Source organism: Jonquetella sp. BV3C21, from assembly GCF_000468895.1.
In the GTDB taxonomy this organism is placed as follows: domain Bacteria; phylum Synergistota; class Synergistia; order Synergistales; family Dethiosulfovibrionaceae; genus Jonquetella; species Jonquetella anthropi.
On sequence record NZ_AWWC01000019.1, the window covers coordinates 39,015 to 61,117 of the forward strand.

Genomic DNA, 22,103 nt, shown 5'->3' on the forward strand with positions numbered 1-22,103 from the left:
TTCGGCGTGATCTCCGGAGACAGAAGACGGGAAATGACCTGTGCCCTGAGCCTTGCGGCTGCAGGGCTTGTGTTGTTGTTTTCCCTCATTCGGACGCCGGAGTTGAAATTTGCCATGGCTTGGACGGCCAGAATGCTGGCGCCGGCCGAGTGGCCTGCTCGGATGATTTCTCGTGGCTTTCGGGCTGGATTCGAGTGGGCAGCGGATCGGCAGGAGCTTTTGGCGGCCATTGAGGATTTAAAGGCCAGGGAACGGCGTCTCTCCGCTGACTTGGCGCTGAGCAAAGAGCTGGACGTTCGGCAGGCCGTGAGCGACCGCGGCGAGTTTGTCATCGACTTTCGCGACCCTCAGGCGTGGTGGGACGAAGTCCGCCTCGACATGGCGGGACAACCCTCGCCGCAGAAAGGGAGCCCGGCGGTTAAGGACGCCGGACTGGTCGGGCTGGTGACGGATTCGGCGCAGGGGCGGACTTGGGTGCGGCTCATCACGAGCGCCGACTCGTACGTTCCTGTGGTCGCGGAAGAGGCCCGGGACGTCGGGGTGGCAGTCGGAGACGGAAACGGTCGAGTGTGGCTCCGCTACGTCGCCCCGTCAGTAACGCTTCAAAAGGGCGAGCGGATTGTCACGTCGATTGGCGCTGGCGGACTGATGCCCGGAGTGCTCGTTGGGGTTCTGACGGGAAACGTCGAGCGGCCCTCGCCTGACCTGATCGACTACGAGATCGCTCCGGCAGCGCCGCTGTCGCGCCTTCAAAGCCTCGGCTTTTTGGAGAAAGGGCAGAAATGACTCTGGTTCTTCTTGTTGGAACATGGTACCTGCAGGATCTGATACAGGTGCTCGTCGGAGCAGGCCTGCTCGCGCCTGAGCTGTTTTTTATGGCGCTGAACGGCGTTGGGACAAAGCGGTTCGACGTCCCTTGCGTTTGGTACCTGCTGCCGGCCCTTGGCGGTCTTCTGCTTGACTTTCGCTGGAGCGGGATGCCTGGGCTGACCGCTGCCGTTTTTGTGATGGCCCATTGGGCGTTTCGGCTGTTCTGGTTTGATCTGCCCCGGGACGGACGGACCGGCGGCGCGTTCGTCGTAAGCAACTGGGTTCTCATGTCGATAATCAGCTGTATTCGGCTCGTGCTGCTGCCGCGGTCTTTAGGGGCGCTGAACTGGCTGGCCGTGTACCTGTTTCAGATGGTTCTGACCGTTCCGGCCTTTTTGGCCGCGTGGTCGTACAGAACTTGGAACGATGAAGACCTCTAGATCTGAAATTCGTCCCCGGGTTGACTCCCGAGTGTTGGTGATCCGCTGGCTGATCGTCTGCAGTATCTTGTTTCTGGTAGGCGGGCTGTTCTTTTTTCAGATACGGAACGCGGATCGATACGTTCAGCTGGCGATGAACAACCGGCTTCGAGTCATCCGCATTCCTCGGGTACGGGGACAAATTTTCGACCGACAGGGCCGGCCTTTAGCCGTCAACGTGACGGTATTCGACGTGATGGCCTACCCGGTTGACCTGACCGAAGAGTCTAAGGCGCGGTTCCTCGAGGCGGTTAACCGTCAGGGGATCCCGCTTTCCTCAGAAGAGCTTTCCGCCGGGATCAGCCGGCGATTCTGGGCGCCCTACCGGGCCGTCGCGGTCGTCTCCGGCCTGACGATGACCCAAATGACGTCCCTGCTCAACGACCCGTCGTTTCCATCCGGATTTTTCCCGCTGCCTCGACAGAGGCGCGATTACCCGGCAGGGCCGCTGACGGCCCACGTTGTGGGGCAGGTTGGCGAGATTTCTGAAGGAGAGCTGGCCTCATCCGGCGGCGAGTACGCTGGCGGCGACGTGATCGGCAAGACCGGCGTGGAAAAATACTACGAGACTCTTCTGCGCGGGGATCCGGGAGAGAGGGCGCTTCAGGTTGACGCCCGCGGACGGCCGCGGGGCGATTTAGACAAAAAAGATCCTGTCAGGGGGGGAGATATCCACCTGACTATTGACTTGGCGATTCAGAAAAAGGCCGCGGCTTTAATGGGAGACTTCCGCGGCGCTGCGATTGCCTTGGACGTCAAAACTGGGGAAGTCTTGGCGATATACTCTTCGCCGTCATACGACCCGAACCCGTTGGCTTGGGGGATCTCTTCGGCCGAGTGGGGGCCTCTTCAGGAAGACCCGCGGCACCCGATGATCAACCGAGCCGTTTCGGCTCAGTACTCGCCCGGTTCCTGCTGGAAGGCGTTTACCGGGTATGCGGCGCTCGAGTGCGGCGCTGTGACGACGAAGACGCAAATAACCTGCACGGGCAGCTACAAGTTGAGCAACCAAACGTTTCGGTGCTGGCGCCGGTGGGGACACGGGCAGGAGGATATTATTCGCGCGCTGCGCGACTCCTGCGACGTGTTTTTCTACACCACGAGCCAGCTGGTGGGCATCGACCGGTATCTGTCGTTAGGCCGGCGTCTCGGGTTGGACGGCCCGCTGGGGATCGACCTGCCGGGGGAGAGCCGGGGCAATCTGGCCGGTCCGGAGTGGAAAAAAGGGAAAGGGCTGGGGGCGTGGTTCAAAGGTGACACAGTGAACTACTCTATCGGCCAAGGGTATCTGCTCCTGACGCCGCTCCAGATGGTCAACCTTTTTGCCACGATCGCCAACGGAGGAACCGTTATTCAGCCTCACGTGAATAAGGATTTAAAGCCTCTGCGCCGGGATCCTCACCTGAACGGGAACTGCCTGTCGATCATCAGAAAAGGGCTCAAGGCAGTCGTCGCTCCCGGCGGAACCGGGTGGCGCGCCGGGACGTGGGGCGTTTCGGTGGCTGGGAAGACCGGCACGGTTCAGAACTCCCACGGCGACGACCACGCGGTTTTTATCGGGTACGCTCCGGCTGACGCTCCTCGGTACGCGGTCATTTATTATTTGGAAGCGGGCAAGGGCGGCGGCAAGGAGGCTGCGCCGATGGTCGGACAGCTGTTGGCATTTTTGCTGGAACAGGACGAAGGGACGAAGGAAAATGACAGAGCAAAAAACTGACGTAATGCTCAGAGGGCGGGGCGCCATACTGCAGGTTTCGTTCCCGTCCGGACTGCCGACCGTATCGGACGTAGGCAAGAGCCTGAAAGACGCCGGCCAAACTGCCCGAGGCATTCCGCTGGTTTTCGATTTTGGGGATTTGGAAGTGAGCCGTCACTGGATTCTCCACCTCCTGACGGACGTGGTGGAAATTCAGGATCTGATTGTCAAGGGCTGGGAGTCGTCCAACGACGTGACCCGTCAGGTGCTGTCCAACTTGGGATTGGCGGACGAGGCATCACATCGGCCCATGGTGACCGACAGCACGACGGCCATTCTCTCCCATCCGCTTCGGTCCGGCCAATCGTTTCAGCACGACGGCGACGTCATTCTGGTGGGGAACCTGCACGACGGGGCGGAAATTCAGGCGACCGGCTCGGTCTGCATCCTAGGAACGCTGAAAGGGCTTGTGCATGCCGGCTACGGCGGAGATAATGAGGCTACGGTCATCGCGATGAGCTACATGGCCAACCACATTCGGATCGGCACGACCGTCAGCGTGACAAAAGACCCGGCCGACTGCCCGTGGTGGGGTCGGCCCGTGTCCATAGCGCTGAGAAACGGCGTGTTCGTCGCCAAGGAACTGAGGATCGACACCAACAACGCGTAAAACGAACAGCCCGCGGGAGCTGTCTATCGGTCAAAAAACCGCGCAATAGCGGACAGACGACAGGAGGAACACCATGTCAGCACGAGTGATCGTCGTTACTTCGGGGAAAGGCGGCGTGGGCAAGACCACGACGACCGCCAACGTTTCCATGGCTTTGGCTCGAAAGGGCAAAAAAGTCGTCGTGGTGGACGGGGACATCGGACTTCGCAACCTCGACGTGATTTTGGGGCTGGAAAATCGGATCGTCTACAATCTGGTGGACGTCATCGAGGGCAACTGCAGCCTCAAAGCGGCGCTGATTCGGGATAAGCGCGTTGAAGGCCTGACGCTGCTGCCGGCGGCTCAGACCCGCACGAAGGACTGCGTGACCGCCGACCAGATGAAAGACCTGTGCGAGCAGCTCAAGCCCGATTTTGACTTCATCATTCTCGACAGCCCGGCTGGCATCGAGTCAGGGTTCCGCAACGCGTCTGCCGGAGCTGATGAGGCTCTGGTTGTGACCACGCCCGACGTGTCGGCGGTTCGAGACGCGGATCGGATCATCGGCATGCTGGAGTCTCAGGGCAAGAGTTCTATTCGGCTGGTGGTCAACCGCCTGCGGCCCGGCATGGTTCAAAGCGGCGAGATGCTCAGCGTGGACGACGTGCTGGACATCCTGTCGGTCAAGCTGATCGGCATCGTCCCCGAAGACGACTCGGTCGTCGTGTCCTCCAACCGGGGCGAGCCTCTGACCCTTTCCCCGTCGTCGTACGCCGGCATGGCGTTCGACAATATCGCCCGCCGGATCCTCGGCGAGGAAGTTCCCTTCATCGACGTGAACAGCCTGCACAAGGGCGGTTTCCTGTCGTCGCTGCTGAAGTTCTTCAAGCGTTCGTAGGAGGTTGAAGGATGCGTCTCGGATTTTTAGAGTGCCTTTTTGGAAAGAAAACGCCGTCAAGCCAAGCCGCCAAAAAGCGCCTTCAGCTTGTTTTAATTCACGATAGGACGGACATCACACCCGAGCTGATGAACGCGCTGCGGGCTGACTTGATCGAAGTGATCACCCGGTATATGGATGTGGACGAGAAGAACATCGAGCTGGGCATGGACAGAGACGATTCGGCCGGGCAGGTGGCTCTTGAGGCGAGCATTCCCGTTCTGCGGCTCAAGCGGGGCAGTCAAGTTTCAGGTGTCCGCGCTTCCAAACAGTAGGAATGTTTGAGCGTCGGACGCTGGGAGAGCTGTTCAGGGCTTCCGACAAAACGCTGTTCGTCGTCTTGGCGGCGCTCTTCTCGGCGGGGCTTCTGTCCATCTACAGCGCCGGCAATGGAGCGTCGGGCAATGGGTTCCACTACGCGCTTCGTCAGCTGACGTGGGGGGCTGTCGCTCTGGCGGCGGCCTTGGCTGTCTGGAAGCTGGACATGCCGGCTCTCCTGCACTATAGCTATGTCATTTACGCGGCCGGCTGTTTCCTGCTGGTCGCGGTTCTCTTCGTGGGAAGCCGAACCAAGGGGTCTCAGGCGTGGTTCGGCTTCTCCGGCGTGTCGATTCAGCCGTCCGAGTTCGTCAAAATAGCCCTTGCCCTCGTGTTGGCGCAGCAGTGCCGCTTGTTCTGTCCTGATACGTTTCCCCGCTTCCTCGGAGCGCTCGCGCTCGCGGGGGTGGCGGGGATTTTGGTGTTAGTTCAGCCCGACTTGGGTAGCGCGTTGGTCTACGGGACAATAACGTTTTTCGCTCTCGTGGCGGCCGGCGCTCCAGGCAAATATCTGGGTGGTCTGGCTGGCTGTGTTCTGGCCGTTCTTCCTGGAGCGTGGTTCTTCCTCAAAGAGTATCAACGAAACCGGCTTTTGGTGTTCATTGAGCCGGCGCTCGACCCCCTTGGGGCCGGCTATAACGTCATCCAGTCCCGAATCGCCGTAGGCTCCGGGCGGCTGTTGGGAAAGGGATTTATGCACGGCACCCAGAGCAAGCTGCGCTTTCTCCCCGAACCGCACACTGACTTTGTGTTCAGCGTGTTCGCGGAGGAATTTGGCTTTGTGGGCAGCTGTCTTTTGCTGGCGCTGTACGGCGTGCTGCTTTGGCGGCTGACCGCCGTCGCCCGCCGAACCCGGGAGCTGGAAAACAAGATTTGGATCGTCGCTCTGATCGGCTGGCTGTGGTTCCAGTTCTTCGAGGCGATTGGCATGAGCATGGGCCTTCTGCCGATCACTGGTCTGCCCCTGCCGTTCATGTGCTACGGCGGCAGCTCTCTCGTGGCCGCCGTCCTGGCGGTAGCGCTTGTGGCAAAACAGGGCGCGCTGGACAAGCTGGAGCGGCTCGACTCGGCCGTACCTGACACGGTGGGGCTGAAGCTGGTTGACTCGCTGTCCGGCCGATCGGCAGGTTGGGGAGGACCAAACCGTGGCATATCGCTTCGCTGAGTTTGACGATCCCCAGTGGCCGTTGATCGCCGGGGCGAAGATGCCGACCCGCTACGCGGTCTGTGAGTGGGGAGCCCGTCCGCCCAAGCTGCAGGCAAAGCTTCGAATTTGCCTGTGCTTCCCCGACGTGTACGAGGTTGGCATGAGCTATCTGGGGTTTCAGCTCCTGTATGAGCTGATCAAAAACGGCACCGACTACGACTGCGAACGGGCGTACTGCCCTTGGACGGACATGGAAGGCCTGATGCGCCGCGCCGGACGTCCTCTCCAGTCGGTAGAAAGCGGCCGAACCTTGGCGGAGTTCGACGCGATAGGTTTTACGTTTCAGCACGAGATGAGCTTTACGAGTATGCTGACCATGCTCGACTTGGGACGCGTGCCCCTGCTTTCGTCTGACCGGGACGAACGCAGTCCAATAGTGATCGGCGGCGGCCCGGGGGCGATGACTCCCGAGCCGATGGCGTCGTTTGTGGATATTTTTTCGTTAGGCGACGGGGAGGCGCAGCTGCCCGCGCTGTTGGACTGCCTAGCCCGGACGAAAGGCCGGCCTCGGCGGCAGCGGCTTGAAGCGGCAAGTTCCGTCCCGGGGTGCTACGTTCCGTCTCTGGTGGACTGTGCCTATGATGGCGACGGCGTTCACTTCAGCGCCGCCTCACCTCTGCCCGTTGCCAAGCCGGTCTGGCACGATATGGATGCGATTGCGCCCCAGTCGATGATCGTGCCGGCGTCGTCGATCGTCCACGATCGGGCTGTGGTGGAGCTCTTCCGCGGCTGCTCCAGAGGCTGTCGGTTCTGTCAGGCCGGCATGACTTACCGACCGGTACGGGAGCGGAGCCTTCAGACCGTCGAGGAGTCGGTGACCCGGCTTTTAGATCGGACCGGGTGGGAGGAGTGTAGCCTCGTGTCGCTGGCCAGCTGCGACTACCCTCAGATCGACCGACTGTTGGCTGACTTAGCGCCGGAGATGGCCCGCCGGGGCACGAAAATCAGCCTGCCCAGCCTGCGGGTTGACGCGTTTTCTGTCGGTCTGGCCGAGGAACTTGCCACGCTGAAAAAGGGCGGCCTGACCTTGGCGCCGGAGGCCGGAACGCAGCGCCTGCGGGACGTCATCAACAAGGGCGTGACCGAAAAGGACCTGTACGGCGCCGTAGAGGCGGCGTTTTCCATGGGCTGGCAGAAGGTGAAGTTCTATTTCATGATGGGCCTGCCGACCGAAACTGAAGAGGATTTGGCTGGTATCCTGCGGCTGTGCGAGAACTCCGCTGAGATCGGCCGACGGCACACGAAAAGGGCGTCGATCAACGCCTCTGTGGCCGGTTTTGTCCCAAAGGGGCACACGCCGTTCCAGTGGGAGCCTCAGAACAGCTGGGAAGAGCTGGCCGCTAAAGGGCAATGGCTCAAGCGCAACCTGCGCAACCGGCACGTGAACCTGAAATACCACGAGTCCAGCCAGAGCTTTATCGAAGGCGTCTTGGCCCGCGGCGACCGGCGCGTGGGGCGGGCTGTTTTTCTGGCTTGGAAAAACGGCAGTCGCTTGGACAGCTGGAGCGACACGTTCTCGCTTGACGCGTGGATGAAAGGCTTTTCCGACGCCGGGATCGACCCGAGCTGGTACGCTCACCGGCCGCGCGGCAAGGATGAAGGGCTGCCGTGGGATCACATCGACTGCGGCGTGAGCCGGTCGTTTTTATGGCGGGAACGGCAGAAGGCCTACGCGGCTTCTGTCACGCCCGACTGTCGAACCGGCGGTTGTTCCGGGTGTGGCTGGCAGGGGCGGGGCTGTCATTGGTCGGGGGGACAGAAGTGAGTCGGAAGAGAATCCTTTTCGAGAAGCGCGGGTACTCGTGCTTTGTCCGGCACGTCGAACTTCCGCAGCTTTTCGGGCGAATCGCCCGCCGTGCTGGGTTCAGCTTGGAGCTGACCGAAGGTTTTTCCCCTCACGCAAAAATTGTCATGGGGCCGGCGCTGCCGGTCGGCGTGCCGTCGTTAGGCGAGCTGGCCGAGCTGTGGCCCCTTGAGGCGGTGACCGAGCGGGAATTTTTGGACCGGTTCAACGCCGCCGCCCCGACGGGCTTTCGTTTCTTGGCCTGTCGGGACGTTGACGGGCGGGTGTTGAATAAGGTCATCGACGCGGCTTCTTACTGGGTGTGCCCGAGAAACCGTCCCGTTTGGGAGGCAGTTGAGCCGGCGGCCCGGGACTGTTACGGCGACGGCCTGCTGAATCTCAGCCGGGACGAAACGGGGTTGGAACTGACCCTGTCCTCCCCGTCGGCGCTGGGGATCGGCATGCTGGTTCGAGCTCTGACCGAGCGCCAAGAGATCGCCGGCTGGCCGGAAATCTGCATCGCCCGGCTGGCACTCGGCACGTGGAACGGGGAGGCCGTCGTGCCGCTTCTGACGCCTGAAGGAGGCGAACGCGCGTGACGCAGGACGTGAAAATTTACGCCAACATGCTGGACGAAGAGGAGCGCCGCGTCGCGGTCGTCGAGGACGGAAGGCTGCGCGACTTGTACGTGGAGCACGGCCGTCCGGTGCAGCAAAGCGGGGACATCTACCTTGCCCGGGTCGAGTCCATTGTGAGCGGCATGAACGCGGCGTTTCTCAACCTTGGCGACGGGCGCAACGGCTTTTTGTACTTGGCCGACGCCAAGGGATTCAGCGTCCACGAGAACGGCGAGCTGATCGTTCAGGTGACGAAAACGCCGCGGCGCAGCAAGGGCGCTCGCGTAACGCCTCAGGTCTCATTGCCGGGGCGTTTTTTTGTGTATCTGCCGTTCGCCGGCAGCGTGGGCGTGTCGCGGAAAATCGGCTCGGCGAAGGACCGTCAGCGCCTGCGGGCATTGGTGGGGAGCGTTGAGCGCGGCGGGGTAATAATCCGCACAGCCGCTCAGGACGCGGCCGACGAGGACTTGGCAACGGATCTGGCCCAGCTTCAGGAGCAGTGGGAGAGAATAGAGCAGAGCGCCAAGCTTCGGATGTCGCCGGGCGTTTTGTGGCAGGAGGACGGCTTCCTGATTCGGGCCCTTCGGGACGAGTTGGCCCATCATATTTCCGAGGTGGTCACCGACAGCCGGGAGGCTTTTGACGCGGTCAAAGGGTTTGTCTCCGCGGCTGGGGCGGGCTGGAGCGGCCAGGTCAGCCTGCTGGAGAAGGGAATCGACCTGTTCGAGTACTGCGGACTGACCCAAGAAATCGAATCGCTCATTCGGCCGAAGGTTTGGCTGCCGTCAGGCGGGTATCTGGTCATCGACCAGACCGAGGCTCTGACCGCCATCGACGTGAACTCGGGAAAGTGCGTGGACGGCAGCTCATTGAGCGCCACTGTGAAAACGACCAATCTGGAAGCCGCGCGGGAAATTGCCCGGCAGATACGCCTTCGGGCCATCGGCGGCATCGTCATCGTCGACTTCATCGACATGGAGAGCGAGGCGGACCGAACGGCCGTGCTGGACGCGCTGAAAGACGCTTCGGCCGCCGACCCGAACAAGGTCCGAGTTTACGGCATGACGAGCCTCGGCCTAGCGGAAGTGACCCGCAAGCGGACACGGTTGGACCTGCGCTCTCAGATGACCCAGCCCTGCTCGTCCTGCTGCGAAGGCCGGACGTGGAAGGACGAAGCGCTGGCCGCGTCGGTCAAGCGCCGGCTGCGCAAGGCTTTCGCCGGGTCGTCGTCCGGCTGGGCTCTGGTGGCTATGAACGACGAGCTGGCCCAAATTGTGGCGCAGAAGTGGCTCAAAGGATGGGAAGAGACGTTCGGTCGGCGGATCGTGCTTCGGGGGCTACCCGGCGCGTCACGAACCGACTGGCGCATAGAGGCTCTCGGAGACAGCCGCAAAATTTTGACGCAGGCGCAGAGCCCATGGGAGCGGGAGGAGCCGTCACGTGTATATCGAACGACTGACTCTTAAAAACTTCAAAAGTTTCGGCGGCACTCACCAAATGCCCTTCGCCCCCGGTTTCACCGCTATCGTGGGGCCGAACGGGAGCGGCAAGAGCAACATCTTGGACGGCCTGCGCTGGGCGCTTGGGGAGAGCAGCGCGTCCAGACTGCGAATTGCCCGCCAGTCGGACCTGATTTTTCAGGGCTCGGCCGGCATGGTCGAGGCGAGCGAAGCCGAGGTGACCGTTCAGCTGTCCGACGGGGCGACTCACCCGACGCTGCGGCGAAGTCTTTCCCAGTCCGGGGCGGAAATTTGGGCTGACGGCGTGAAAATTCGCCTTGGTGACTTAGGGGCGTTCAAAGAAGGAGTCGGGTTGGGCGGGGAGCGGTTTGCGTTTATCGGTCAGGGAGAAGTGACCGAGGCGATCTCCCAGCGGCCCAAAGAGCGCCGCCTTCAGCTGGAAGAGCTGTTCGGCGTGGACAGGTACCGCCGCCGTCGGGACGACGCCGCGCTTGAGCTGAAAGAGGCTCAGGACGAGCTGCTGCGCCTTCAGACGCTGATCGGCGAGCTGACGGCCCGTCGGGATGAAATCGCCCCTCAGGCCGCCCTTGCCAAGCGGGCTCAGGAGCTTGAGGCACGTCTGGAAACGTTGAATGGCCGGCTGTACCACCTGCGGCGCTTTGAAGAAGAGCGGCGTCTTGCCGACGCGAAGGCTCGGGGCGAAAAACTGCAGGCCGGCTTCAGCAGGGCCACTTGGTGGAACGCCGGCTGGTCGAGCCAGCTCGATCGGCTTCGCCGCCGGGGCGACGAGTACCTCAAGCGCCGGGCTCAGCTTCAGGAGAGGCAGGACGAGCTGACGCCGATGCTCGAAAACGCCCGGCAGGCAGAGACGGCCGCTCAGGGGACGATTCGGGAAAACGCCTTCGCGCTGAGTCGGTTGGACGAGGAAAAAGAGCGGCTCTGCGCGGGCCAAACGAAACTGGCCCAAGACCGCAAGAGCGCGTCGGCCCGGCTTTCCGAGTGTCAGACTCGGCTGGCCGAGCTGTCCGGCCGGATCGCCGAGCTGGAGGATCGTATTCGCCGGCAGAGCGACGCGACCGCGTCTCGGCAGAAAAAGTTGTCCGAGCTGACCGAGCGTCGGGCCTCGTATCAGGAGGCTCTGGCGGACGCGCGGGGGCGCCTGTCAGGGGCAGCCAGTTCAACCGCCGCGGCGGAGGCCTGGCAGGCCGAGCTGGAAGCCGAACACCGGCGGCTCACCGACTGCGTGGCCCGCGGGGACAGAGCCCTTGAGGCGCTGGAAGACCGAACCGAAGAGCTGGTCGAGGGAATGAGAAACGCCACGTCCCTCGCGCAGGACCTGTCCATGCGCCAGGCCGGCGCGCGGCGGACTGCCGCTTCCCTTGAAGGCGAGCTGGAGGCCGCCCGGTCGTCGGCCGCTGAAAGCGCGTATCCCCGTCCGGTTCAGATGGTCTTAGCTGCCATCTCATTGGGGAAACTCGACATCAAAGCCTGCCCAGCCGCCGAATCGTTCGAGTGCCCCGCCGAGCTGGCTGCGGCAATGGAAGCGTATCTCGGCGGGCGGCAGTATTGGCTTCTGGTGGAGGACACCGCGTCCGCCCAGAAGGGCATCGACCTGCTGAAAGGGCGTTCCGGCGGGCGGGCGACCTTCCTGCCGTTGGAGCGGTGCCAAGCGCGGCTTGGCGCTCTGCCGTCAGGAAAGGGCGTAATCGGCCGGGCGTCCGAATTAGTCAAGCCAGCGCCGGAGTGGAAAAAGGCCGTCGATCACCTGCTGGGAGGCGTGCTGGTTGTGGAAGACTACGCGACCGGCGCGGCGCTCAGCCGAGGCGCTCATTTCTCGGTCGTCACGCTCGAAGGCGAGGTCTTCTCGCCGTCCGGGGCCGTCAGCGGCGGAAAAAGTTCTCATGCTGGCGCCATCTCGGCGCGCCGTCAGGCCGCGGAGCTGGCCGCCCGCCTTGAGGAAGCTCAAGCGGCGTCGAGGCGACTGAGAGCCGAGCTGACTCAGGCCGAGGAAGCGGAGAAGACCGCACAGGAAGAGCTGAACCGTCACCGGGCCGTCACGTCCCGGGCAAAAGAAGAGTTGGAAGGACTTCAAAACAGTTTGCGTGCCGTTTCCGCCGAGTTGGCAGAGCTGGAAGAGCGCCGCGGTCGGTTCCAGCAGAAACAGGAAGAGTGGCAGCGTTACGCCTCGGAGACGGAAAGCCGTCTCAAAGAGCTGGAGCGTGAAATTGAATCGCTCGCCGCCTCGCCGGATGGGAACGACGCCGCTCCCGAGGACGCGCTGCCCCAGCTTCGGGGCGAAGAGCTTTTGGCGCAGGAGCGGACCGACCACACCAAGCAGGAACTTCAGCGCCTGCTCGGCGAAGAGATGGCCCTGTCGTCCCAGCTGGTACGGCTCGAAAACGACCGCCGAACCGCTCAGACGAGGCTTGACGGGGCGAAGGAGCAGGAGACCGAAGCGTTAACCCGGCGGCGGGCTCTGGAGGCTCAGATGTCAGACCTTCGGGGCCTGTTTGACGAGCTGGAGAGAAGCGGCGCTTCTGACGCCGCTCGGACGGAGCGGCTCATCCGCCGATCGGACGCGGCCTCGGCTCGGCTGGAAAAAATCCGTGCTGAACGCGCCGCCGTCGAAGCTGACGCCGAAAGAAGCAACGTCCGCTTGGAGGAAATGATCTCGGCCAGCGAAGCGCGGTGGCCGTACCCGGAGAGTTTTGCCCCGGGCGACGAGCGGCGCGAAGCGGTTGAATCGGCAGCCCGCTATGCGGAGCGGGCTCTGCGCGAGTTAGGTCCGGTCAACGTCGGCGCGTTGGACGAGCAGGCGTCCCTTGACGGGCGGCTGACGTACCTGAACGACCAGACGGCGGACGTCAAAAATGGCATCAGGTCGCTTCAGGACGTCATCGCGCAGGCGGACCGGCAGGCCGCCGAGCTCTTTTCAAAAGCGATGGATCAAATCGACGTCCGATTCAACAGCCTGTTCGGCCGGCTCTTCGGCGGCGGCGAAGCGCACCTGTCATGGCAGGGAGAGGCGGGGGCGTGGGACAGCGGCGTTGAAATCACCGCCCGCCCACCGGGAAAGAAAACGCTCCTGTTGGCGCAGCTTTCGGGCGGCGAACAGTCCCTCACGGCTCTGGCTCTTCTTTTTGCCGCCATGGAGACCGCCGGAGCACCGCTGGCCGTCCTCGACGAGGTGGACGCGGCGCTTGACGAGGTCAACCTGAGCCGGTTCGCCCAGTTGGCCGCCGAATACGCGACCCGGGTTCAGCTGATCGTCATGACCCATCGGCGTCAGACCATGGAGGGGGCCGACACCATGTTCGGCGTCACCATGAGCGAGCCGGGGCTTTCTCAGATCGTGAGCGTGAGGACAGACCAATGGGAGTAACCGTCGACGACTTGTTGGGCGGCCAGCTGACGATCCGTCAGCCCGTCAGAGGCCCGCGGGTCAACATGGACACCATTCTGCTGGCCGGATTCGTTCGGCTGAAGCGCCGGGAGCGGGCCCTCGAGCTGGGCTGCGCGACTGGCGGCGTCGCCATGCTGATGGCTTGGCGCAGCAGCGCTCACGTGACCGGGCTGGAAATAGACCAGCGGTTCGTCGAGCTGGCGCGGCAAAACGCCGAGTCCAACGGCCTGTCCGACCGGCTGTCATTCGTCTGCGGCGACCTGACCCAGCTTTGGGGCCGAGGACAAGGGGGAGAATACGACGTCGTGGCGGCCAACCCTCCGTATGAGGAAATAGGGCAGGGCCAGCCCTGCGCGTCGCCGGAAGACCGCACGGCCCGGCAGGGCTCGGCTTGCACTCTGTCCGACGTGTGCCGAGCCGCGTCGTGGAGCCTGAGGGACAAAGGTCGGCTGTACATGGTCATGCGGGCCCGCCGTCTGGCCGATACCGTGGCGTGTCTTCGCGCCGCCAGCCTCGAGCCGTCGGTCCTGCGGTTCGTTCACCCGAAGGCGGACCGTCCCGCGTCAGTTTTCCTCATGGAAGCCCGACGCTTCGGCGGCGTGGGCCTTCGGGTGCTCCGGCCGTTGGTCATGCACGCTCCGGACGGCTCCCTGACCGACGAGTTTTTGAAGTTTTACGAGAAGGAGGCCCCGTCATGCCCCTCGTCGTGATTCCTACGCCCATAGGCAACTTGGGCGACGTAACCCTGCGCGCGTTGGACGAGCTTCGCTCCGCCGGGCTGGTGCTGTGCGAGGACACTCGGCACAGCGGCCCGATTTTGGAGAAGTGGGGCGTGACTGCCCCGCGGATGAGCTATCAGAAGTTCAACGAACGGGCTCGGGTCGACGAAGTGCTTCGTCGGCTGGCCGACGGGCAGAAAATCGCCCTGATCAGCGACGCGGGCACGCCGGGCATATCCGACCCCGGGGCCGTCGTGATCCGCGCGGCCATTGAGAACGGCTTCCCGGTGGACGTCCTCCCGGGCGCGACGGCCTTCGTCCCAGCGCTTCTCCTTTCGGGCCTTGAACCGCAGCCGTTCGTCTTCGTCGGTTTTCTGCCCGACAAAGAGGGTGAGCGCGCCGAGGTTTTGAACCGCTGGCGGAACGTGGGCGTCACGACGGTCTTTTACCTGTCGCCTCACAAGGCGTTTCGCCACCTGAGCGATATGGCCCGCCTTTGGGGGCCCCGCCGGGCGGCTCTCGCGCGGGAGATTTCAAAAATCCATCAGGAAGTTCGCCGGGGGGATCTTCAGGCCCTCGCTGAGTCGGTGGCGGACGGGGTCAAAGGCGAACTGGTCCTGGTCGTCGAAGGCGTTCTGCCTGAACCGGACGCGCGTGACTGGCAGGAAGAGGCGCTGGCCTTGCGGCAAAACGGCCTATCGGTCAAGGAAATTTCGGCCCGGCTTGCTTCGGGCGCCGTGACGAAAAACGAAATTAAAGAGTGGCTCATCGCCGTCGAGCGGGACGGCGAATAGCGGGAAGCCCCGCGCCGAAAGATCTCGGCGCGGGGCTTCTTCGTCTTTTGAGCAGCCTTCTTTGCTAAAGCGTCCTTTTATGATATTATCAGCCAAAAGATGTATTGTTTTATCAAAAAACGGACTTGAAGGAGGAAGAACGAATGGGAATGTACCTGAAAAGGCTAGGGGCTGCTGCGCTTCTGACCTGCTGGGCCGGGGTTTGCTTTGCCGCCGATCCGGCGCCGTTCCACGTGGGGATCTGCACCGGCACGGTGTCACAGTCGGAGGACGACCTGCGCGGGGCTGAAGCCCTGATCGCCCGCTACGGCGACGTGGCGAACGGCGGTATGATCAAGCACGTGACCTACCCGGACAGCTTCATGACCGAACAGGAGACGACCATTTCACAGATTGCCGCGTTCGCCGACGATCCTCTGATGAAGGCCGTTGTGGTGAACCAGTCGGTTCCTGGAACGACCGAGGCGTTCCGGCGTATTCGGGAGAAACGGCCTGACATTCTGCTGTTCTCCGCCGAGCCTCATGAGGACCCGATGGTCATCACCACCGTCGCTGATCTGTCGGTGGCGACGGACGCCCTTTCCCGCGGCTACCTGAACGTCGCGCTGGCTCACAAGCTGGGCTGCGAAAACTACGTCCTCGTGTCGTTCCCCCGCCATCAGAGCTACGAGCTTCAGGCCAGAAAGCGCCGGATCATGGAAGAGGCGTGCAAGGACCTGGGCATGAAGTTCCACTTTGAGACCGCGCCCGACCCGACCAGCGACGTCGGCGTGGCCGGCGCCCAGCAGTTTATTCTGGAAAAAACTCCCGCATGGCTCGAAAAATACGGCCCGAAGACGGCGTTCTACTGCACCAACGACGCTCAGACCGAGCCGCTCATCAAGGTCATCGCCGCGAAGGGCGGCTACTTCCTCGAGGCCGACCTGCCGTCGCCTCTGATGGGGTATCCCGGCGCTTTGGGCATTGAACTGGCCGACGTGGCCGGTGACTTCAAGGCGATCCTGAAGAGAGTTGAAGACGCGGTCGTCAAGGCCGGAGGGGCCGGGCGCATGGGCGTTTGGGCCTACTCGTTCGGGTTCACCTGCTCGGAGGCCATGGGCGAGTTGGCGATCAGCTGCGTCAAAGAGGGCGTGACGCCCAAGACCCTGCGGCGCAAGGTCAACTTGGACCGTCTGGTGGCGGCGTTTGACAAAGAAACGCCGGGCGCCAAGTGGAACGGCAGCTACTATCGGGACGCTGGAACCGGCATGGAGCTGAAAAACTACATGCTGGTCTACCAAGAGACCTACCTGTTGGGGAAGGGATTCTCCGGCATGGGCTCCGTCAAGGTGCCAGAGAAGTACTACAAGATAAAATAAGCGATTAAAAGCTCGTTCGGCCGGGAGAGAAATCTCCCGGCCTTTTTGCTGACGATAAAAAGTAAAATTGGGCATTGATTCACTCGTCAAATGAAGGTTTCTGTTATATACTCGATTTATACAAAAAGTTATGTTCTTTTTTAGTCGTTTTTTATAGGAGGCTTGAAGAATGAACGCACAGTTTCTCGGACATTCGACGGTCAAGATCCAGAGTGATTATTGTTCGGTTCTGATCGACCCGTTTTTCACCGGCAACCCGATGGCCTGCAACACTGTTGACGATTTCATCGCGCTGGACGGCATGCTGCTCACTCATGCCTGCCACAAACGGCTGGCCGACGCGGTGACGATCGCCAAGGCGACCGAGTGTCAGGTGGTCTGCACCGAAGCCGCCGCCGAGTGGATGAAAGAGCAGGGCGTCGCTCCCAGTCAGCTGGTCGTTATGGCTTGGGGCGAGACCCGTCATTTCCCCTTTGGGACCGTGACGGTTGTTCCGGCAAAAAGCGGCACCGAGACGGCCGGCCCGATCTGCGGCTACGTGATTGAGGTCGAGAAGCACAAGGTTTACCACGCCGGAAACACCGTGCTTCTGCCGGAGATGAAGGACTTGTCCAAGATGGCCATCGACTTGGCGTTCCTGCCGATCGGCGGGGAGACGACGATGGACGTTCCCGCGGCCGTGCAGGCCTGCGAGCTCATCAAGGCTCGGGAGGTCTGCCCGGTTCACTACAACACGTTCCCGTCCATATCGGCTGATCCGGCAGCGTTCAAGAAGGCCGTCAAGGGATCCGAAGTGATCATTCTTCAGTCGAGCGAGAAGGAGACCCTGTAGTTTCAAAGAGCAGGAGGAGGGGCCCGTCGTGAAACTCACGTTTTTGGGACATTCGGCGTTCGTGCTGGAGAGCTCGGACGGCCGGATCATCGTTGATCCGTTTCTGTCCGGCAACCCGCTCTGTCCCGTCCCGATCGACCGGATTGGGAAGCTGGACACGATTCTGGTGACTCACGGTCACGGCGATCACTTAGGCGACACGGTGGCTCTGGCCCGACGCGACGGCGCAGCGGTCGTCTGCGTCCCTGAGATCGGCCACTGGCTGGCCGGTCAGGGCGTGTCCCGGCGAGTCGAGATGAACTTGGGCGGGACAGCCCGGTTCCCTTGGGGCAGCGCCAAGATGACGCCGGCGCTTCACAGCTCGTCAATCGCCACGCCTTCCGGGCTGGTGGACGGCGGGGTGTGCTGCGGCTTTTTAATCCGCATGGGCGGCGCGACGGTTTACCACGCTGGGGACACCTGCTTGACGAGCGATTTTGCCCTGTTGGCGAACCAGTCGGTTGACGTGGCCCTTCTGCCGGTCGGCGGGCACTACACCATGGACGAATGGGACGCCGCGCAGGCGATGAGCATGATTTGGCCGACCTGCGTCGTCCCGATGCACTATGACACGTTCCCGGCCATCGGCGCCGACATGAAGCGGCTGGAAAGCCTCGTGCCGCCGTCGGTGCAGTTCTGTCCGCTCAAGTCGGGAGAAAGTCTCGAGCTGTCGGCTTAAACAAAAAAGCCGTCCCGCCTTGAGGCGGGACGGCTTGAGGACGAATCAGTAGCGCAGGCCGAACACCGGGTGGTAAATCCGCTCATCGTGAAGGCAGGCGGCCTGTTCTTCCAGCGCCTTGCGGGCCCGGTCACCCATCTCGACCGACAGGGCCGATGTGAGCACGTGGATCAGGAAGACGGCGCCGATGAGCGAGCTGCCGAATGTGGGGCTGCTGTCGCTGACGAAAAACGACAGGTCGGCCATCTTGCAGATCGGCGCGGCAGGGCTGTCGGTGACGGTGATGATCTTCGCCCCGGCTTGTTTCGCTCGGGCGACCGACTCGGTAAGAAGCAGGGCGTAGCTGGGCAGGTCGAAGGCAATCAGCACGTCCCGACTGTCCAGACAGCGAACCTGTTCTATTAAGGTAAGGCAGCCCGGCTGGAGGGTAAAGCTCTTGAGGCCCAGTTCCCTCAGTCGGCTGAAGAGACACTCGGACGTCATGGCCGATATTCCCCAGCCGGCGCAGAAAATCGAGTCGGCGGCCAGAAGCATGGCGCTGAATTTCTTGATATTGGCTGGGTCAAGCCGGTTCCACGTGTCTTCCAAGTTGGCGTGTTCCATCTGGTGGATTCGGGCTGCCAGCGCGGACTCGTTTTCGGAAAGTGCCCGGTTCAGCATCGCCGCGGGGTTCACCTGTTCGAGCACGGTCTCCTGAATGGCGGCCTTGAGCTCTGAGTAGCCGCCGAACCCGAGCATACGGGCAACCCGAACGAGCTGGGCCTTGGAGACGTTCAGCTCGCCTGCCACGTCGCCGATGGTGAGAAAGGCCGCTTCTCTCATGTGGGACAGCAAGAACTCGACCACCCGGCGGGCCTTGGGCGGGGAGTTTTCCAGTCGGGCGCGCAGGACTTCCTGAAGTTGAGAGTTTTCCATGAAGTGCCTCCGATCAGCTGATGATGAGTTTTCAGCTACCATTCGGTTCCCGCCTCTTCCCACAGCGGCAGGACGGCAGCCCAGGCGAAAAGGTCTGCCTGAGTTTCAAACCGGCTGAGCGGAACGAGAGTCTGGGACCAGAAGTAACACCCTTTATGGTCGTGAAGCAGGTGGTGCAGCTCGTGGTAAAAGGCGAACTGCTGCCAGATGTAAGGAAGGTCGGCATTGACGTAAATTCGCCCTCGGCCAAGCTCTCGCCTGACGTAGGTGAACGCCCAGAGCCGGGGCGAAAGGGGCGCGTGATGAAAGTCCACCTTCAGCCCGGTGTCCTCTTCGAGGCGAACCTGAAGCTGGAAGTCGTCCAAGTCCCGCCACTTTTTCGCCTCTGATTCGGCCCAACTGGGGACCGACTCAGGCGGCGGCGGAAAGCTGAACTCCAGCTGTGGTTCTTGATCGTTCATTGACCGCTCAGAGGTTTTCGGCCGATTTCGCTTCGTTCTGCCAGTCTGCCAGAGCCGCGTCGATGAGCCGGTGGACCATCGCCACGTCGCGGGGCGTCAGCTTGTGGCTGCGGTACCAAATCTCAAGCTCTTCCGGACGCTGGAACAGCTCTTCCAGCTGAAGACGGCCGCTTCTCTCGCTGGGGAACTCCTCCAGCAGGTCGGCCGGGTCAACTTCCAGAGCGTCGGCCAGTTTGTGAAGCAGTTTCATCGACGGCGACCGGCGGTTGCTTTCCAGCGCTTGTATATAAATCCGGCTCACCTCGGTCACCTCGGCCAGCTGCTGCTGAGTCAGCTGGTGAGCCTTACGGAGCGAACGAAGGCGCAGTCCAAAACTCATGGCATATCCTCCTCGTAACAGATACAAGATGTTATCTTTATCATAAGCCACTTACCGAAGAATTGCAACCAGATTGGAGCCGGACGGACTCCAGCAAGGAGTGATGACAGTGGATTTGAAAGAACTGGAAACGTTTATCGCCATCACCGAAAAGGGCAGTATTTCCGCCGCCGCGGTGACCTTGGGCATCTCCCAACCGGCGGTCAGCAAGCGCGTCGCGCGCCTTGAGGATGAGATGGGGGCGGAGCTATTCGTCAAAGGGCACCGGCATTCCGATCTGACGGCGGAAGGCGAGATCTTCTACAAGACGGCCCTGCGCATGCTGGACATGCACAAGAAGACGAAGCTTCAGATCGCCGAGCTGTCTCAGGACCTGTTCGGCACCGTGACGATCAGCGCCAGTTCCATTCCCGGCGACTTCATTCTGCCGGGCTTGCTCGTCGAGTTCGCCGAGCTGCACAGCGGTGTGTCGGTCCACGTGAACACCACTGACTCCCAGACGGCCCTGAAGGCCCTGTCCGACAAGGAGTCGGACTTGGCGGTCATCGGCGTTGACAGAAGTCTACCCGGCTACACGTCGGTGCCGTTCTTTGAGGACGAGCTGGTGCTCATCGTCCCGAAGACGCACCCGCTGGCGGGACGCTCCAGCGTGGAGATGGACGACCTGACGAACCTGAAGCTCGTCGGCCGCGGCAGCGGCTCGGGCACGCGGCAGGTCTGGGAGCGCCAATACAAGAATCGCCTTGGGGCGATGAAGGACATCGAACTGCAGTTCGGTCATGCCATCGGCGTGGTGAACGCGGTGGCGAACGGCGGCGAGGCCGGCGTCATCTCCCGTTTTGCCGCCGAGACGAACCCGAACGTGGCGATCATTCCGTTCAAGCCGTCGCTCCATCGGTCGTTTCATCTGGTATACGGCATGGCCTCCACGAAAGCCGTCGACGTGCTGATTTCGTTCCTGCTGAACCGAACCGGCAGGTAAGTGATGTTCGGCACTTGTGTTTGTTACATTGAAGTGTTAATATAAGAACGATTGAAAGGCTCGCGCATTTCCGATTGAAGAAGGGAGACGTCGGCCAATGGAGAAATGGAAAGATCAACATACTGATCAGCTCTGCCGAGCATTTTTGTCCTTGAAGACTATTGACGAGATGTACGCTTTTCTTGAGGACGTGGCGACGATCGGTGAGATTCGAGCGCTTTCTCAGCGGTTGGAAGTCGCCCGGCTACTTCAGGGTGGGTTTACGTATCCTCAGATTGCCCAGCAGACCGGCGCGAGCACCGCGACGATCAGCCGAGTGCGTAAGTTCCTCGACTACGGAGCCGATGGGTACCGTATCGCCCTCGAGAGGGTTGCCGCGGAAGAAGGCGGCGTCAAGTAGTTTTATTCGGTTAAAAAGTGGCCCTCTGCTTTATGCAGAGGGCCACTTTTTGTCTTGGGCGTTGCCGCTAGTTTGAGGACGAAGAGAGGATCTTCACAGGCTGGCCTTCGGTCAGTCCGGAGCCGCCGAACGTGATGACCTGGTCGCCCTGCTCGAGGCCTGACGTAATTTCAACCTTGTCGCCCGACGTCATGCCGGTGGAGACCTTTTTGCGGTGCGCCACGCCGTCCGCGGCCACGATGACCCACGTGCCGGTCTCGTCGGTTGTCAGGGCCGACCGCAGAAGGATAAAGGCGTTTTCCGCGCTTTTCAGGATGATCTGAGCCCGTCCGAACATGCCGGGCCGGAGCCGGGACGCGCTGCCCGTCGCGTCAAGGTGGACTTCCACCGGAACGGTGCGGGTGTTCGGGTCAACCGAGTCGCTGATGAAGGCGATTTTTCCAGAAAAAACGTCGTTCGGCAGGGCGTCGACCTTGACCTTCACGGGTTCTCCCAGACCAATGTCGTAGCGCCGGCTTTCCGGGACGCTGAGGGTGCCTTTCAGGTGCGTCAGGTCGGAGAGCTCGACGACCGGCGTCGCCTTGCCGACCGTTGCTCCCGGGGCCAAGTCGAAGTCGTTCAAAACGGTGCCGCTGAACGGCGCCTTCAAGAACGCCTTGTCTCGCCTGACCTGCTGTTCGGCCAGCTGGGCTTGAGCCTGAGTCACTGCGGCTGCAGCGGCTTTTTCGCTTGACGAGGCCGAAAGCCAAGCCGTCTTTTTGGCCTCCAGTTCCTGCTGGGTAGAAAAGCCGGACTCGCGGAGCTTTTGGTACCGAGAGAGCTCCGACTTGGCGTTGGCCGCTTGGGACCGGGCCTGTTCGACCCGCGCTTGGGCCGCGGCGACGGCCGCCTTCGCGGATTGGAGCGCGGCGTCGGATTCTTGATGGTCCAGTTCGGCCAAGAGGTCGCCTTGAGCGACCGTCTGCCCCTTGTGGACGTGCAGGACCGACAGCTGGCCGTCAATCTGCGGGGCGAGTTTGACGTACTGTCGGGATTTGAGCGAGACGTTCTGCTCGATGACGTTTTGAAGCGAACCGGTCGGTGAGACGACCGTCACGGAAACGATAGCCGGCTCCCCCGCGAAAGCGGACGGAAGAGCGGCGGCGAGCGCCAAAAGAGCGAGAAGGAAAGGGCATTTCATAGGAGG

At 62.0% G+C, this 22,103-nt stretch carries 22 protein-coding genes; 18 read left to right on the forward strand and 4 right to left on the reverse strand.

The genetic code is table 11. The features are described from left to right. The first annotated feature begins 33 nt into the window (after window positions 1-33). The 16 genes from mreC to HMPREF1249_RS05140 all read left to right on the forward strand — a co-directional run bounded on the left by mreC (window position 34) and on the right by HMPREF1249_RS05140 (window position 17,780). Window positions 34-786, forward strand: a complete 753-nt coding sequence (gene mreC / locus HMPREF1249_RS05065) for a rod shape-determining protein MreC (RefSeq protein WP_008521893.1) — start codon at window positions 34-36, stop codon at window positions 784-786. Beyond that, entirely contained in the window at window positions 783-1,250 is a 468-nt protein-coding gene (locus HMPREF1249_RS05070) for a hypothetical protein (RefSeq protein WP_008521891.1), read from the forward strand. Before mreC ends, HMPREF1249_RS05070 begins: the two co-directional genes overlap by 4 nt. Next, complete coding sequence (gene mrdA, locus HMPREF1249_RS05075) at window positions 1,237-3,006, forward strand: penicillin-binding protein 2 (protein WP_008523288.1); 1,770 nt, start codon at window positions 1,237-1,239, stop codon at window positions 3,004-3,006. Before HMPREF1249_RS05070 ends, mrdA begins: the two co-directional genes overlap by 14 nt. Then, window positions 2,987-3,655, forward strand: coding sequence for a septum site-determining protein MinC (locus tag HMPREF1249_RS05080; RefSeq protein ID WP_008521888.1), 669 nt, complete (start codon window positions 2,987-2,989; stop codon window positions 3,653-3,655). The genes mrdA and HMPREF1249_RS05080 overlap by 20 nt, the downstream gene beginning before the upstream one ends. 73 nt (window positions 3,656-3,728) lie before the next feature. Next, window positions 3,729-4,532, forward strand: coding sequence for a septum site-determining protein MinD (gene minD, locus HMPREF1249_RS05085; RefSeq protein WP_008521887.1), 804 nt, complete (start codon window positions 3,729-3,731; stop codon window positions 4,530-4,532). A gap of 11 nt (window positions 4,533-4,543) precedes the next feature. Then, a complete protein-coding gene (gene minE, locus HMPREF1249_RS05090) occupies window positions 4,544-4,846 on the forward strand; it encodes a cell division topological specificity factor MinE (protein ID WP_008521886.1) in 303 nt (100 codons plus the stop codon). A gap of 2 nt (window positions 4,847-4,848) precedes the next feature. Then, window positions 4,849-6,054 (forward strand): rod shape-determining protein RodA, encoded by a 1,206-nt coding sequence (rodA, locus tag HMPREF1249_RS05095; RefSeq protein ID WP_008523286.1) that lies wholly within the window; start codon window positions 4,849-4,851, stop codon window positions 6,052-6,054. After that, on the forward strand, window positions 6,035-7,861 hold the full coding sequence (locus tag HMPREF1249_RS05100; RefSeq protein WP_008523285.1) for a TIGR03960 family B12-binding radical SAM protein: 1,827 nt from the start codon (window positions 6,035-6,037) through the stop codon (window positions 7,859-7,861). The genes rodA and HMPREF1249_RS05100 overlap by 20 nt, the downstream gene beginning before the upstream one ends. Next, a complete protein-coding gene (locus tag HMPREF1249_RS05105) occupies window positions 7,858-8,478 on the forward strand; it encodes a TIGR03936 family radical SAM-associated protein (RefSeq protein WP_008521883.1) in 621 nt (206 codons plus the stop codon). The genes HMPREF1249_RS05100 and HMPREF1249_RS05105 overlap by 4 nt, the downstream gene beginning before the upstream one ends. Beyond that, window positions 8,475-9,962 (forward strand): Rne/Rng family ribonuclease, encoded by a 1,488-nt coding sequence (locus HMPREF1249_RS05110; RefSeq protein WP_008523281.1) that lies wholly within the window; start codon window positions 8,475-8,477, stop codon window positions 9,960-9,962. Before HMPREF1249_RS05105 ends, HMPREF1249_RS05110 begins: the two co-directional genes overlap by 4 nt. Further along, window positions 9,937-13,338, forward strand: coding sequence for a chromosome segregation protein SMC (gene smc / locus HMPREF1249_RS05115; protein WP_021775936.1), 3,402 nt, complete (start codon window positions 9,937-9,939; stop codon window positions 13,336-13,338). Before HMPREF1249_RS05110 ends, smc begins: the two co-directional genes overlap by 26 nt. After that, window positions 13,329-14,069, forward strand: a complete 741-nt coding sequence (locus HMPREF1249_RS05120; protein WP_008521880.1) for a tRNA1(Val) (adenine(37)-N6)-methyltransferase — start codon at window positions 13,329-13,331, stop codon at window positions 14,067-14,069. Before smc ends, HMPREF1249_RS05120 begins: the two co-directional genes overlap by 10 nt. Next, entirely contained in the window at window positions 14,054-14,872 is an 819-nt protein-coding gene (gene rsmI / locus HMPREF1249_RS05125; protein WP_008521879.1) for a 16S rRNA (cytidine(1402)-2'-O)-methyltransferase, read from the forward strand. The genes HMPREF1249_RS05120 and rsmI overlap by 16 nt, the downstream gene beginning before the upstream one ends. A 143-nt stretch (window positions 14,873-15,015) precedes the next feature. Beyond that, entirely contained in the window at window positions 15,016-16,230 is a 1,215-nt protein-coding gene (locus tag HMPREF1249_RS05130) for a DUF3798 domain-containing protein (RefSeq protein WP_008523277.1), read from the forward strand. A gap of 169 nt (window positions 16,231-16,399) precedes the next feature. Continuing rightward, window positions 16,400-17,062 (forward strand): metal-dependent hydrolase, encoded by a 663-nt coding sequence (locus HMPREF1249_RS05135; RefSeq protein ID WP_008523275.1) that lies wholly within the window; start codon window positions 16,400-16,402, stop codon window positions 17,060-17,062. 28 nt (window positions 17,063-17,090) lie between these two features. After that, window positions 17,091-17,780, forward strand: coding sequence for a metal-dependent hydrolase (locus HMPREF1249_RS05140; protein WP_008523273.1), 690 nt, complete (start codon window positions 17,091-17,093; stop codon window positions 17,778-17,780). Window positions 17,781-17,825: 45 nt separating this feature from the next. On the opposite strand, the gene HMPREF1249_RS05145 is transcribed toward HMPREF1249_RS05140, so the two are convergent. The 3 genes from HMPREF1249_RS05145 to HMPREF1249_RS05155 are packed head-to-tail and all read right to left on the reverse strand — an operon-like array spanning window position 17,826 to window position 19,535. Then, window positions 17,826-18,695: a MurR/RpiR family transcriptional regulator gene (locus HMPREF1249_RS05145; protein ID WP_008521872.1), complete on the reverse strand. Its 870-nt coding sequence runs from the start codon at window positions 18,693-18,695 to the stop codon at window positions 17,826-17,828. A gap of 35 nt (window positions 18,696-18,730) precedes the next feature. Continuing rightward, entirely contained in the window at window positions 18,731-19,156 is a 426-nt protein-coding gene (locus HMPREF1249_RS05150; RefSeq protein ID WP_008521870.1) for an ImmA/IrrE family metallo-endopeptidase, read from the reverse strand. Between the two features lie 7 nt (window positions 19,157-19,163). Continuing rightward, window positions 19,164-19,535: a helix-turn-helix domain-containing protein gene (locus HMPREF1249_RS05155; protein ID WP_008521869.1), complete on the reverse strand. Its 372-nt coding sequence runs from the start codon at window positions 19,533-19,535 to the stop codon at window positions 19,164-19,166. A 103-nt stretch (window positions 19,536-19,638) separates the two neighbouring features. Between HMPREF1249_RS05155 and HMPREF1249_RS05160 the strand changes: the two genes are divergently transcribed. Next, window positions 19,639-20,517 carry a LysR family transcriptional regulator gene (locus tag HMPREF1249_RS05160; protein ID WP_008521867.1) on the forward strand — a complete coding sequence of 293 codons (879 nt, stop codon included), beginning with the start codon at window positions 19,639-19,641 and terminating at the stop codon, window positions 20,515-20,517. A 97-nt stretch (window positions 20,518-20,614) separates the two neighbouring features. Continuing rightward, the gene (locus HMPREF1249_RS05165) at window positions 20,615-20,917 is read left to right on the forward strand and encodes a YerC/YecD family TrpR-related protein (protein ID WP_008521866.1); all 303 of its coding nucleotides are present in this window, start codon (window positions 20,615-20,617) and stop codon (window positions 20,915-20,917) included. 67 nt (window positions 20,918-20,984) lie between these two features. Here the strand turns inward: HMPREF1249_RS05165 and HMPREF1249_RS05170 are convergent, their stop codons facing one another. Next, on the reverse strand, window positions 20,985-22,097 hold the full coding sequence (locus HMPREF1249_RS05170) for an efflux RND transporter periplasmic adaptor subunit (RefSeq protein WP_008523270.1): 1,113 nt from the start codon (window positions 22,095-22,097) through the stop codon (window positions 20,985-20,987). Window positions 22,098-22,103: the final 6 nt, after the last annotated feature.